Below are 12,945 nucleotides of genomic sequence, written 5' to 3'. Positions count from 1 at the left end.
TGACGTCGGCGACCTCGGCCGCGCCGGTGCGGCGCAGGGCGAGCGACAGTTTGCCGAGGTCGCCGGCGACGGCGAGCTTCTGGCTGTCGGGGATCGAGACCTCGAGGGTGGCGGTGCTCGGCGCGGCAGGCTTGTTCGACGCCTGGTCGGCGTTGAGGTCGACAGCCAGGACGCGAACGTTCTGGAGCACGACCTCGGAGACATAGGTGCGGCGCTCGGCCTCCGGCGTCAGGTCGCGCAGCAGCACGACGTCGACCCGGTCGCCCGGCAGCGCATGGCCGCCGACGCCGGTGACGTCGTCGACCTTGATCGTGTACGCGCGCAGACCCTCACCGATTTCCGCGGCCACCGAGGGCCGGGCGCCTGGACCGGACAACTTGGCGGCCAGCAGCGGCTCGCGGGCGGCGATGGGGGTCAGGGCCACCGGCGGGCCGCCGTTGTCGCTCGACAGCACCGCCGAGGTGGTGGCGAAGGCGCCTTCCGGCGCGGCGTTGGCGGGCAGGCGAACCACGGTCAGCACCGAGGCGTCGACGCGGTCGCCGAACTTCAGCGGCTTGGTGGCGACGACGACGGGCACGCCGGCGGTCGGGCGGTCCTCGCTGCGCGCCTCCGCGGCGTTGGGCAGCACCGCCTTGGCCACGACCAGGGCGGCAAGGCCAAGGGTCGCGGACGCCCCCAGGCTGATGATCGTGACGACGCGCATTCTGCCCAGCCCCGCGAAAACGAAAAACCGTTTGGTATCGTGAGGTTAGGCGGGGGCCTGTTGCGATATCCCCAACAAAGGCGGTGAACGCCGCGGCAACTTTGATGGAAGGTTAATCGGCGTCCGTGGCGGCGAGGCTGACAAGGGTCGCGCCCTCTATGACCTGGTCCCCGGCCTTGACCGCCAGGGCCTCGACGCGGCCGTCCAGCGGCGCCGTCAGGACGTGCTCCATCTTCATGGCCTCGAGGACCACCAGGGGCTGGCCGCGGGCGACCTTCGCCCCGGCCTCGACCTGGACGGCGATCACCCGCCCCGGCATCGGCGCACGCACCTGCCCGTCCGCCGCCCCGCCATGGGCGGCGTCGGCGCGCGGCGGGGTGGTGGTGAAGGTGAAGGCCGCGCCGTGCTCGAAGACGACGATCTCGCCATCCTCGGCGAGCAGGACTGACCGGCCCCCGCCGCCGCCGGCCGCGTCGGCGGGGACGGGCCGGCCGTTGAGGAACAGGTGGACCTCAGTCGCCGGGCCGCCGTTCAGCCGGAAGCCGGCGAGCTCGCGCCAGGGTGAGGCCTCGTCGCGCTCGGGCACGGTCGCGGCGACGGCGGCGGCTTGGAGGGCCGCGGGCGACGGCGTCTCGGCTCCGGCAAGGTCGTCCTGATGGCGGGCGATGAAGCCGGTGTCGACGTCGCCGGCGATGAAGTCGGGGTGGGCGAGGCAGCAGGCGAGAAAGCCGGCGTTGGTCTTGACCGGCCAGGCCTCGACAGCGTCGCAGGCCTCGGCGAGCTGCATCAGCGCCGCCTCGCGGGTCGGGGCGTGAGAGATCAGCTTGGCGATCATCGGGTCGTAGTAGGGGGTGACGACGTCGCCCGCCTCGACGCTGGCGTCAGCCCGCACGCCATCGGGCAGGCGGAAGTGGTCCAGCCGGCCGGTGGACGGCAGGAAGCCGGCGGCGGGGTTCTCGGCATAGAGCCGGGCCTCGACCGCGTGGCCTTCGAAGGCGATCTCGGCCTGGGTCAGAGGCAAGGCCTCACCGGCGGCGACGCGGATCTGCCATTCGACCAGATCGAGGCCGCAGATCATCTCGGTGACCGGATGCTCGACCTGCAGGCGGGTGTTCATCTCCATGAACCAGATGCGGTCCGGGCGCAGGCCCTCGCTGGCGTCGGCGATGAACTCGACCGTGCCGGCCCCGACATAGCCGACGGCCCGGGCGGCCTGGACGGCGGCGGCGGTCACCGCGGCGCGGGTGGCCGTGTCCATGCCCGGGGCGGGGGCCTCCTCGATCACCTTCTGATGACGGCGTTGCAGCGAACAGTCGCGCTCGAAGAGGTGGACGACGTCGCCGTGCGCGTCGGCGAACACCTGAACCTCGATGTGCCGCGGCCGGGCGACATAGGTTTCCAGCAGCACGCGGTCGTCGCCGAACGCCGCTGCGGCCTCGCGGCGGGCGGCGGTCAGGGCGGCGTCGAACTCGCCTGTGGCATCGACGCGGCGCATGCCCTTGCCGCCGCCGCCGGCGACCGCCTTGATCAGCACGGGATAGCCGATCCGCGCGGCCTCGCGCGCCAGGGCGCCGGCGGCCTGGTTCTCGCCCAGGTAGCCGGGCGTCACGGGCACGCCGGCCTCGGCCATCAGCGCCTTGGCGGCGTCCTTCAGGCCCATGGCGCGGATCGCGGCCGGCGGCGGGCCGATCCAGGTGAGGCCGGCGGCGGTCACCGCCTCCGCGAACTCGGCGTTCTCCGACAGGAAGCCATAGCCGGGATGGATGGCGTCGGCCCCCGCCTCGCGCGCGGCCTGGAGGATGGCGTCGGCGCGCAGATAGCTGTCGCGGGCGGCGGCCGGGCCGATCCGCACCGCGCGGTCGGCGTCGCGCACGTGGGCGGCGTCGGCGTCGGCGTCGGAATAGACCGCCACCGTCGCGATGCCCATGCGGCGGGCGGTGGCGAACACCCGCCGGGCGATCTCGCCGCGGTTGGCGACCAGAATGGCGGTGATCGGGCGGGCGGAGGCCATGCTCACATCCTGAACACGCCGAAGCGCGTCTCGGGGATCGGCGCGTTGAGCGCGGCGGCGATCGACAGGCCGAGGACGTCGCGGGTCTGGACCGGGTCGATGATCCCGTCGTCCCAGAGGCGGGCGGTGGCGTAGTAGGGATCGCCCTCGGCCTCGTAGCGGGCGCGGATCGGATCCTTGAAGGCGGCTTCCTCGTCGCGGCTCCAGGTCTTGCCCTGGGCCTCCAGGGCGTCGCGGCGGACGGTGGCCAGGACGCTGGCGGCCTGCTCGCCGCCCATCACCGAGATGCGGCTGTTGGGCCAGCTCCACATGAACCGCGGAGAGTAGGCGCGGCCGCACATGCCGTAATTGCCGGCCCCGAACGAGCCGCCGATCAGCACCGTGAACTTGGGGACCTCGGCGCCGGCGACGGCGGTGACCAGCTTGGCCCCGTCCTTGGCGATGCCGCCGGCCTCGTATTTGCCGCCGACCATGAAGCCGGAGATGTTCTGCAGGAACACCAGTGGGATCTTCCGCCTGCAGGCCAGTTCGATGAAGTGGGCGCCCTTCAACGCGCTTTCCGAGAACAGCACGCCGTTGTTGGCGAGGATGGCGACCGGATAGCCCCAGATGCGGGCGAAGCCGGTGACCAGGGTCGTGCCGTAGAGGGCCTTGAACTCGTCGAAGCCGCTGGCGTCGACGATGCGGGCGATCACCTCGCGGACGTCGTAGGGGGCGCGAACGTCCTCGGGGACGATGCCGTAGAGCTCCGCCGGGTCGTAGGCGGGCGGGCGGGCGTCGACGGCCGCGATGTCGGGCGCGCTCCGCTCCCCCAGGCGGGCGACGATGCGGCGGACGATGGCGAGGGCGTGGGCGTCGTCGTCGGCGACGTGGTCGACGACGCCGGAGAGCCGGCCGTGGGTATCGGCGCCGCCGAGTTCCTCGGCCGAGATCACCTCGCCGGTGGCGGCTTTGACCAGCGGCGGGCCGCCGAGGAAGATGGTGCCCTGGTTGCGAACGATCACTGTCTCGTCGGACATGGCCGGCACATAGGCGCCGCCGGCGGTGCAGGAGCCCATGACGCAGGCGATCTGGGCGATGCCCTCGGCGCTCATCCGAGCCTGGTTGAAGAAGATGCGGCCGAAGTGGTCGCGGTCGGGGAAGACCTCGGCCTGGTGAGGTAGGTTCGCACCGCCCGAGTCGACCAGATAGACGCAAGGCAGGCGGTTCTGCTGGGCGATCTCCTGGGCCCGCAGGTGCTTCTTCACCGTCAGGGGGAAGTAGGCCCCGCCCTTCACGGTGGGATCGTTGGCGACGACCATCACCTCGCGCCCGGACACCCGGCCGACCCCGGCGATCAGGCCGGCGCCCGGCGCCTCGCCGTCGTAAAGGTCAAAGGCGGCGAGCTGGCCGATCTCGAGGAACGGCGACAGCGGGTCGAGGAGGCGGGTGACGCGCTCGCGCGGGAGAAGCTTGCCGCGTGAGACGTGGCGAGTGCGGCTGTCCTCGGGTCCGCCCCGGGCGGCGTCAGCGACGCGGTCGCGCAGCTGGGCGGCGAGCGCGCGGTTGTGCGCCGCGCGGCGCTGGAACGCGTCCGAGCTTCTTTCAATCGCGGTGTCGAGCCGGATCGGCGGCAAAAATCAGAACGCCGCGTAGAGATCCGGCGGCGGACGCTCGATCGGAACTGGGGCCTCCGCGCCTCCAGCGCCTCTCGGCGGGCGCCGCGAGCTGAAGACGGTCTCCCAGTCCGGCGGCGTGTCGCGGTCCGGGTGGACGGGGCGAAGTACGCTGAAGGACCGCAGGCGGTCGAGCAGGTGCTCGAGGGATTCGCCGGAGCCCATCAGGTCGGGTTTGAACTGTCGGTCGGCCATGGCGCGGGTTTATAGCGCAACCTGCGACCGAACGCCACATACAAAGGTTACCGCTTCGTTACTGTCGAGGCTGATTTGCGACATCCACGGAACATCGCCGGTCTCAGGATGCATGGCCGCCTCCCGGCGATCCGGCGGGCTCGCGAACCGCGTTCTCCGGAAGCGGCGCGAAGGTGCGCGGCCCGGGTGCAAGCGCTCAACCGACACTAGGCGTCATCCCCAGGATGGGCAGGTGGCCGGCGGCCAAGGCTTGGCGAAACGCGGCGGTCCGACCAAAATGGGCCGGCGCCTCGGGTGGCGCAGGACGGCGCGCGGTGGGGACCGCGCGGCCAGCGGGGGCTTCAACGGCGACTAATGGATCTTCGAGCCCTCCGCCTGCTCATCGTCGACGACAACCGCAATGCGGCCGAGATCGTGAAGTCGGTTCTGGCCAGCGTCGGGGCCAGCCAGATGGACTTCGCCACCACGGCGGAGAAGGCGTTCGAGATGCTCTGCGCCGATCCCTACGACGCCCTGATCGTCGACCAGAACCTCGGCAAAGGCGACGAGGGCACGCTGCTGGTGAAGAAGATCCGCACCGATCCGCAGAGCCCGAACCCTTACCTGCGCATCCTGATGCTGACCGGCTACACCGAGCAGCGGCGGGTCAAGGCGGCGCGGGACGCCGGGGTGTCGGAGTTCCTCAGCAAGCCGTTCACGATCGTCGGCCTGCTGAAGCGTATGGAAGCACTGATCAATTCGCCGCGGCCGTTCGTGCGCTCGCCGACCTATTTCGGTCCGGACCGCCGCCGCCGGCAGGACGCCGAGTACCGCGGCGCGGAGCGGCGGCAGAAGCCGCCGGCCTGAGGCCTAGAAGCGCCAGGCGACGCCGAAGTTGGTGACCAGCGGATCGACCTTGACCTTGGCGCGGACCGGAGCGCCGCCCAGCGAGCCGGTGGCGGTGGTCTCGACATAGGCCTTCTTGACGTCGACGAAGGCGCCCATGCGTTCGCTGAACCAGTAGTTGGCGCCGACCTGCAGGGCCGTGCCGACGGCGCTCTTGGCCTTGAGGTTGCTGAGCGCGGCGTCCTTGGTGTCGAACACCACGAGGAACGAGGCGCCGGCCCCGACGTAGGGCTGCAAGGCGCCCTCGCGGTTGAAGTGGTACTGGACGAGCAAGCCGGCCGGACCGCCGGTCATCTCGCCGATCTTCCCGACGCCGGCGATGGAGCCGGCGGCGTTGACGGTAAAGGTCGGCGGATAGCCCGCGGCGGCGGCCAGGGCGATGTTCGGCGTCACGAAGTAGCCGACCTCGGCCTCAGCGGTCCATTTCGAGCCGATGGCGACGCCGGCGCCGGCCAGCGGCGAGCCCCCGGCCGTCATTTTGGCGCTCTCGTCGGGCTGGACCACGGCCGGGCCGGCGTGCACGAACCAGCGGCCGGCGTCCTGCGCCGCGGCCGGACCGGCGATGCACGCCGCTGCGATTGCGCCGGCGGCCATGATCTTGGCGGAAGTCATCCTGGAGTCCCGAAATCGTATGGTTTCAGGACGGTCATAACCTGCCGAGTCTTAATAAAGACTAAGGGTTAAGGCCACGTCTCACGGTTGTGTCTCGCCAGTAATGAGAGAGACATCCGTCGGTTGAACCGATAGATGCTGAATTCACACGTGCACCGTTATTTAAATGGTTCGGAACACCCTAGTCCGACGTGCCCAGTAATCCGGAAATCATCATGGCCATGGCCAGCGCCGCCGAACAGCCGGCAGCCGACGGGGGCGCGTCGCCGCGAATCCTGATCGTCGACGACGTGGCGGACAACCGCACGATCCTGCGCCGGCGCTTCGAGCGGCGCGGGTTCACGATCGCCGAAGCGGAGTCGGGCGGCGAGGCGTTGGAGCAGGTCGCCGCAGAGACCTTCGATGTCGTGCTGCTCGACGTGATGATGCCGGACATGAACGGCCTGGAGGTCCTGCGCCGCATTCGCCAGACACTCAGCGACGTGCAACTGCCGGTGATCATGGTGACCGGCAAGACCGAGAGCCAGGATATCGTCGAGGCGCTTACCGCCGGGGCGAACGACTACATCACCAAGCCCGTGGACTTCGCCGTCGCGCTGGCCCGGGTCTCGACCCAGGTGCGGGCGCGCCAAGCCGAAGAACAGGTGCGGCTGGCCAACGAGGCGCTTTCCCGCGTCAACGAGGACCTGGAGCGCCGCATCGCCGAGCGCACCGAGCAGCTGCGCGCCGCGCTTATCGAGGCGCAGGCCGCCAACAAGGCCAAGGACGAGTTCCTGGTCATCGTCAGCCATGAACTGCGCACGCCGCTGAACGGCATCGTCGGCATGGGCCAGGTGCTGGGCCGCACGTCGCTGACCGACCAGCAGCGGCAGATGGCCGACATCATCAACACCTCGGCCGACCAGTTGCACGGCGTGGTCGCCGACCTGCTGGACACCCTGGACCTCAAGGCCGGGGGGCTGGCGCTCGATCCGAAGCCGACGCCGATCGCGCCGCTGCTGGCCGAGGTCGCGCAAGGCGCGACGGCGAAGGCGCAGGCCAAGGGGCTGGCGTTCCGGCTGGACGCCCCGGCCGACCTCGGGACCGCACGCGTCGACGGCCGCCGGCTGGCGCAGGTGCTGGCCAAGCTCCTCGACAACGCCGTGAAGTTCACCGACGCCGGAGAAGTCACCCTAAGCGCCCACGCGACTGGGGGGAGGTTGGTCTTCGAGGTCGCCGACACCGGCGTCGGCTTCGACGCCGAGACCGCCGGCCGGCTGTTCCACGCTTTCGAACAGGCCGACGCCTCCCTGACCCGTCGCCACGGCGGGCTGGGTCTGGGCCTGGCGATCAGCGCCGGGCTGGTCGGCCTGATGGGCGGAACCCTGACCGCCGAGGGTCGTCCGGACCAGGGCGCGACGTTCCGCGTCAAGATCCCCGCCGCCTAAGACCGCTTCGTCCTCCGACGTGGAAAAAAGAAGGCCGCCTCGGGAGAGGCGGCCTCAAGTCGGCTCCATGGATGGAGCGCGCGACGACCTACGCTGTCGCGCGGAGGGGTTGTTCTTCGACGGTGCGCGCCTCGAACTCGGCCAGGCCGATCTCGTAGGCCTGTTTCAGGCGGGTCACCGCGTCCTTGATGTTCTGTTCGGTGTGGCCGGCCATGACCTGCATCCGGAACCGCGCCTGGCCTTTCGGCACGGCGGGGAACTCGACCAGGTTGGCGATCAGCCCGGCTTCCGGAAGGCGGCGGCTGACGAGGCGCGCGAGGCCCTCGGTGCCGACCTTGACGCAGACGATGGCCGACGGATCGCCGTACACCTCAAAGCCGGCTTCAACGAGCTGGCGACGCAGGCTGAGGACATTCGTCATCAGCTTGTTGCGCAGCGCCGCGCCTTCGGCGGTCTCGATGATCTCGAACGCCTTCAGCACCGTGGCGGCCTGCATCGGGGACAGGGCGTTCGAGAAGGTGCAGGGCGGCGAATAGAACCGCAGGTACTCTTTGATCTCGCGGCTGCGGCAGGCGACGAAGCCGCCGTTCGAGCCGAAGGTCTTGGAGAACGAGCCCATCACCAGGTCGACCTTGCCGAGCATGCCCTGCATGCCGATGTGGCCGCGGCCGTCGGCGCCGAGATTGCCCAGGTCGTGGGCGACATCGACCATCAGGGTGGCGCCGAATTCGTCGCACAGCGACTGCATGGCGGCGATGTCCGGCGTGTCGCTGTCCATCGAATAGAGGGACTCGATCACCACCATGATGCCGTTTTCCTTGTCGGTGGCGCGGATCTTCTCCAGCCACTTGCGGCATTCCCCGACCATGTTGTGGCGGAACAGGTAGATGTTGCGCGTCGCGGCCGAGGCGCCTTCCTGCAGGCAGGTGTGGGCCAGGGCGTCCATGACGATGTGATCGGTCGAGCGCACGAGGCCCTTGATCACGCCGTAGCCCGCGGCCCAGCCGGTCGGGAACAGGATCGCCTCGGGCATGCCGAGGAAGTCGGCGATCTTGCGCTCCAGCAGGCCGGAGTGATGGGTGTTGCCCAGCAGGGCGGCCGAGCCGGCGCTGTGGACCCCGAACTCCTCGATGACGTCCTGGGCGACCTTCTTGATCACCGGACTGGTCGACATCGACAGATAGTCCTGGCTGGCGAAATTCACGCCATGGATCTTGCCGCCGGCGTCGTCGCGGGCGGCGCAGACGGTCGATGGGCTTTCCTCGGTCGAGCGTGAGAACGGCCACAGGCCGTGCTGGCGACGCAGGTTCTGCCAGGCGAAGAAGCCGCCGACCCGATCCTGGAGGTCGGCGCCCTTCGGATAGCGGAAGTCGCGCATGGAGCCGGTCAGAGCCGCAGCCGGCGTATAGTTATTGAATGCTTTCAGCATCTTTACCCCACCATCCCCGTTTCTCGGGTTGTGAGGTTGTTGTACCCGCCATCAGTTATCTTGAGGTGTACGCAAGATATCCGGACTCTTTACATTCGCGGTTAACTGAAGATGACTCTCAGGCGCGCGGCTTGACCGGCGGTTGCGGCTCGAAGTCGGCCAGTTCGACCAGAGCCTCGCGGTTCAGGATGCGCAGCCAGCCCTTCTCGAGCCCAAGCAGGCCCTGACGGCGCAGCTCCTGCAGGGTGCGGTTGACGTGCACGGTGCTGAGGCCGGTGAGGTCGGCGAGAATCTCCTGCGTCAGCGGGAACTGGAACCGGTCGCCGTCGACTGCGTCGACGGCCGCCAGACGCTCGTGGAGTTCCAGGAACAGGTGGGCCATCCGCTCGAGGGCGGTCTGGCGGCCGAGACGCATGATCTGGCTCATCGCCCGCCGTTCGTCCGCCCCGGCCTGGGCCAGCAGCGCCGGCAGCAGGTCGCCGCAGGCCTCGAAGGCGTCCATCCGCAGAAGCGGCCCGGCGTCGATCAACCTGACCGCGGTCAACGCCTGGGTCGTGGTGGTGGCCAGCGGGTGGGGGCGCAGGCAGACGCCGACCCCGTCGCCGGGCAGGACCAGGTCGAAGATCTGTCGCCGGCCGTCGGGGAGATCACGATACCGGCAGGCCCAGCCCGACAGCATATAGCGGGGCCGGCGGGCCGGATCGCCTTCGGTCTGCAGGATGGTCCGGGCGGGGATCGTCTCCACCGTGGCCAACGCATTGACGCGCCGCACGACCTCGGGCGACTGCGCTCCCGCCTGTTGCAGGCGGAGCAGAACAGGTCGCGCGTGGGCGACATCCTTGAATTGAGCTGCTTGCATCACCGTCCTCTGGGGCAAGCGTATCAATCGCAGCGTGCGACACCTCTAACCCAGGTTAAGTCGATCCAAGACTCTTCGTTCCGCAAAGCAGTTCCGCGGCGTCGATGAGGCGGGTCTGGTCCACCGGCTTCTGCAGGCGAGGGACGTCGGCGAAGCGAGGCGGGATCACTTCGGCGTCATAGCCGGTGAAAAACAGGAATGGGACGCCTTCGCTGCACAGGCGGTCGGCGAGCTCGAAGCTCGCTCCCTCGCCGAGGTTCACATCCAAAATCGCGCAATCGGGCGCGCGCGCCATGAGGGCTTCGACCGCGTCGTCGAGGCCTGGATAGGGTCCGGCGATCGCCGCGCCCGCCTCGGCCAGCGCCCGCTGCACGTCTCTGGCGAGGTAGAACTGGTCCTCGACGACCATGATCCGGTGGCCCGAGAGTCGTCCCATCAATCCTCCTCCACGTGCACTTCGCTGGGGGGCGGGTCGGTTCGCAGGATGCTGTCGCCAGGATTCAGCGGGAACTCGATCTCGCACCGTACGCCGCCCGGCCGAAACGCCAGCACGCCGCGGCCGCGCAGCTCGTAAGGCACGCGCTGCTCGATCAATTCGGTTCCGAACCCTTGCCGCCGCGGGGCGGAGGAGGCGATCGCCACGCCGCCTTCCTGCCAGACCAGGCGCAGCCACTCCTTGTCGTCCCGCCGGAACGTCTCCCATCGGACATCGACCCGGCCGGCGCCGGTCGACAAGGCTCCGTACTTCATGGCGTTCACACCGAGCTCGTGCACCGCCAGGGTCAGCACCTCGGCGGCCTTCGGCGGCAGGCGGACGGTGGGTCCGTCGACCAGGACCTGGCTCTCACTGGCGACCTGGGCGAGCAGTTCGTCGCGGACGAGGCCGTCCAGATCGACGCCGCTTCCGGGGACGCGGGTCAGGGCCAGTTGCGTGCGGGCCAGGGCGTCGAGGCGGCCTTGCAGGTGGGAGGAAAAATCCTCGACCGTGTCGCTGGTCTCCCGGGTGGAGGAGGCGATCGAGCGGACAACGGCCAGGGTATTCCGCACGCGGTGCTGCAGCTCGTGCAACAGCACCGCCTGGCGCTCGCGGGACTGCCGCGCCTCGGTGACGTCGGTGGCGATGCCGCCGATCCGCTGCACCCGGCCCTCGTCGTCGAGCAGGGGAAAGTCATGGGCGCGGATCCAGCGCTCGGCGCCGTCGGAAGGACGCTGGATGCGGTACTCGTGCACCGCCGGGAGGCCGCGCCGGACCTCATCCAGCCGGGCCAGCGCCGCCTCGCGGTCCTCCGAGACGATCAGCAGGGCCCACGGGTCGAGGCCGCCCTCGTCGCTCATCGCTCCGCGGCCGGCGCCGTAGACGGTTTCGAACGCCGGGCTGACGTACTCCATGGCCAGCGTCCGAGCGTCCCGGATCCACAGGGCGTCGGAGGACGCTTCGGCGAACTGACGGAATCGCGCCTCGCTGCGGGCACGCTCTTCCGTCTCCTGGTAGTGGGAGATGATGATCGCCGCGGTCTGGGTGAGCACTGCGGCCAGTTCCTGGTCCGCGGGCTCGGGCTCGCGCGGTTCCCTGAAGTAAAATGCGAGGGACCCGACCAGCCGGCCGGAAGCGGTCTCGATGGGGAACGACCAGCATCCCCGGTAATCGTGCGCCTGCGCCAGCCAGAGCCAGTCCTTCCACTGCGGGTCTTCGAGCACATCCGGAGTGATGACCGGCTTGCCGAGGGCGACCGCCAGGCCGCAGGCCACGGACTCCGGCGAGATGACGAAGCCATCGACCGCCTCGGCATAGGCGGGGGACATGCCCGTGACGTGATGCAGACCGCCGGTGGCGTCGTCGACGATGTAGAAGGCGCAGCGGCGGTCGCCCGTGGTCGCCTTCGTGCCGCGGAACAGGGCGCCCAGTGAGGCGGCAAGGTCGCCGCCGTCCATGGCGATCTGGAAGGCTTCTTTCTGGGCCGCCAGCCGAGCCTGGCTCTCTCTGAGGCTCAGCTCGGCGCGCTTGGTCTCGGTGATGTCGCGGAAATAGACGGCGAGGCCGCCGTCGGCGGCGGGGTAGACGCTGATATCGACCCAGTGACCAAGAATGGGGGAGACGGTCTCGGTGCGGACAAGCTGGCGGGTGCGGGCGGCGCGCTGGTGGGCGTCATACGCGGCCGAGCCGACAGCGGCCGGGAACTCGTCCCAGATCGGCTTGCCGAGCAGATCGGCGCGCGAGCGGCCCCACCACTCCTCGGCGCGCCGGTTGACGTAGGCGAACCGCCAGTCGGCATCGACGGCGTAGAAGGCGTCGGAGATGCTCTCCAGGACCTCGCGATGACGCTCCGCCAGGGCCATGACCTCGGATTCAGCCTCGTCGCGACGGCGATTGGCGCGCTTGCCGTCGGTGATGTCGGTGAAGACGATGCAGACCCGCGGCCGCGCCCCGTCGCCGACCCGCGAGGCGTGGACGTCATACCAGCGGCCGGTCGGCTGGTGATGATCCTCGAATCGGATCGACCGCCCCGTCCTGGCGACGGTTCCATAGATGTCGAGCCAGACCGCCTCGTCGCCGGGGCTCAGCTCGCTGCCCAGCCGGCCGGCGGCGTGGGTCAGGCCGGTGTGGCGCTCGAAGGCCGGATTGACGTCGAGGTAGCGGTAGTCCGTGAACGTCCCGGCGCCGTCCTCGATCAGCTCGATGATGCAGAAGCCTTCCGGCATGGTCGCCAGGACCGACCGGTACCGTTCTTCGCTCTGGACCAGGGCGTCGCGGGCCGATGCGACCTGGCGCTCAAGCTCGGCGACGGTTCCGTCCTGCCTCATGGCCCATCAAACGCATGGGCGAGGCGCCGGGGCAATGCATCTCACCCCTTTGTGGGGTGGTCAGGCGGCGCGAGCCGCGAGGCAGGCGCTGATCTTGCCGAGCAGGCGGGGCAGGTCGACGGGCTTGGTGTCGAAGTCGGCGCAGCCGACCTCGACGCTGCGAGCCCGGTCCGTGGCCAGGGCGTGGGCGGTGAGGGCGATGATCGGGATGTTCGCCGTCGATGCGCGGGCCTTGATCAGGGTGGTGGCTTCCCAGCCGTCCATGTCGCCGAGCGCGATGTCCATCAGGATCACGTCCGGGCCCTCGCTCTCGGCCATGGCGACGCCGGACGGGCCGTCAGGCGCGCAGGCGACCTCGAAACCCTGG

General features: G+C 69.7%; 12 protein-coding genes. 2 read left to right on the top strand and 10 right to left on the bottom strand.

What is annotated here, in order from left to right; genetic code table 11:
• From cpaB to ACILRF_RS09985, 4 genes are all read right to left on the bottom strand, one after another.
• Positions 1-703, bottom strand: a 703-nt coding sequence (gene cpaB, locus ACILRF_RS10000) for a Flp pilus assembly protein CpaB (RefSeq protein ID WP_395672431.1), incomplete at its 3' end; no start/stop codon positions are given.
• Positions 704-815: 112 nt separating this feature from the next.
• The gene (locus tag ACILRF_RS09995) at positions 816-2,714 is read right to left on the bottom strand and encodes an acetyl/propionyl/methylcrotonyl-CoA carboxylase subunit alpha (protein WP_395672429.1); all 1,899 of its coding nucleotides are present in this window, start codon (positions 2,712-2,714) and stop codon (positions 816-818) included.
• A gap of 2 nt (positions 2,715-2,716) precedes the next feature.
• Positions 2,717-4,321, bottom strand: a complete 1,605-nt coding sequence (locus ACILRF_RS09990) for a carboxyl transferase domain-containing protein (RefSeq protein ID WP_395672433.1) — start codon at positions 4,319-4,321, stop codon at positions 2,717-2,719.
• A gap of 12 nt (positions 4,322-4,333) precedes the next feature.
• Entirely contained in the window at positions 4,334-4,564 is a 231-nt protein-coding gene (locus tag ACILRF_RS09985) for a hypothetical protein (RefSeq protein ID WP_395672427.1), read from the bottom strand.
• A 354-nt stretch (positions 4,565-4,918) separates the two neighbouring features.
• Between ACILRF_RS09985 and ACILRF_RS09980 the strand changes: the two genes are divergently transcribed.
• On the top strand, positions 4,919-5,410 hold the full coding sequence (locus ACILRF_RS09980; RefSeq protein ID WP_395672425.1) for a response regulator: 492 nt from the start codon (positions 4,919-4,921) through the stop codon (positions 5,408-5,410).
• 3 nt (positions 5,411-5,413) lie between these two features.
• Here the strand turns inward: ACILRF_RS09980 and ACILRF_RS09975 are convergent, their stop codons facing one another.
• Positions 5,414-6,061: an OmpW family protein gene (locus ACILRF_RS09975; protein ID WP_395672423.1), complete on the bottom strand. Its 648-nt coding sequence runs from the start codon at positions 6,059-6,061 to the stop codon at positions 5,414-5,416.
• A 215-nt stretch (positions 6,062-6,276) separates the two neighbouring features.
• Here ACILRF_RS09975 and ACILRF_RS09970 point away from each other — a divergent pair, with 215 nt between their 5' ends.
• Entirely contained in the window at positions 6,277-7,488 is a 1,212-nt protein-coding gene (locus ACILRF_RS09970) for a response regulator (protein ID WP_395672421.1), read from the top strand.
• Between the two features lie 88 nt (positions 7,489-7,576).
• Here ACILRF_RS09970 and ACILRF_RS09965 read toward each other — a convergent pair whose 3' ends face one another.
• The 5 genes from ACILRF_RS09965 to ACILRF_RS09945 all read right to left on the bottom strand — a co-directional run.
• Positions 7,577-8,917, bottom strand: a complete 1,341-nt coding sequence (locus ACILRF_RS09965; RefSeq protein WP_395672419.1) for an aminotransferase class I/II-fold pyridoxal phosphate-dependent enzyme — start codon at positions 8,915-8,917, stop codon at positions 7,577-7,579.
• A gap of 118 nt (positions 8,918-9,035) precedes the next feature.
• On the bottom strand, positions 9,036-9,776 hold the full coding sequence (locus ACILRF_RS09960; protein ID WP_395672417.1) for a Crp/Fnr family transcriptional regulator: 741 nt from the start codon (positions 9,774-9,776) through the stop codon (positions 9,036-9,038).
• 55 nt (positions 9,777-9,831) lie between these two features.
• Positions 9,832-10,185 carry a response regulator gene (locus tag ACILRF_RS09955; protein WP_395672415.1) on the bottom strand — a complete coding sequence of 118 codons (354 nt, stop codon included), beginning with the start codon at positions 10,183-10,185 and terminating at the stop codon, positions 9,832-9,834.
• Positions 10,186-10,211: 26 nt separating this feature from the next.
• Entirely contained in the window at positions 10,212-12,578 is a 2,367-nt protein-coding gene (locus ACILRF_RS09950) for a PAS domain S-box protein (RefSeq protein ID WP_395672413.1), read from the bottom strand.
• Between the two features lie 60 nt (positions 12,579-12,638).
• On the bottom strand, positions 12,639-12,945 hold a 307-nt coding region (locus tag ACILRF_RS09945; RefSeq protein WP_395672411.1), incomplete at its 5' end, for a response regulator.

The sequence above is a fragment of the Phenylobacterium sp. genome (assembly GCF_044236515.1).
Taxonomy (GTDB): Bacteria; Pseudomonadota; Alphaproteobacteria; order Caulobacterales; family Caulobacteraceae; genus Phenylobacterium.
The sequence above is the reverse complement of the archived record's forward strand: the minus strand, read 5'-3'. Positions and strand labels throughout refer to the sequence as shown.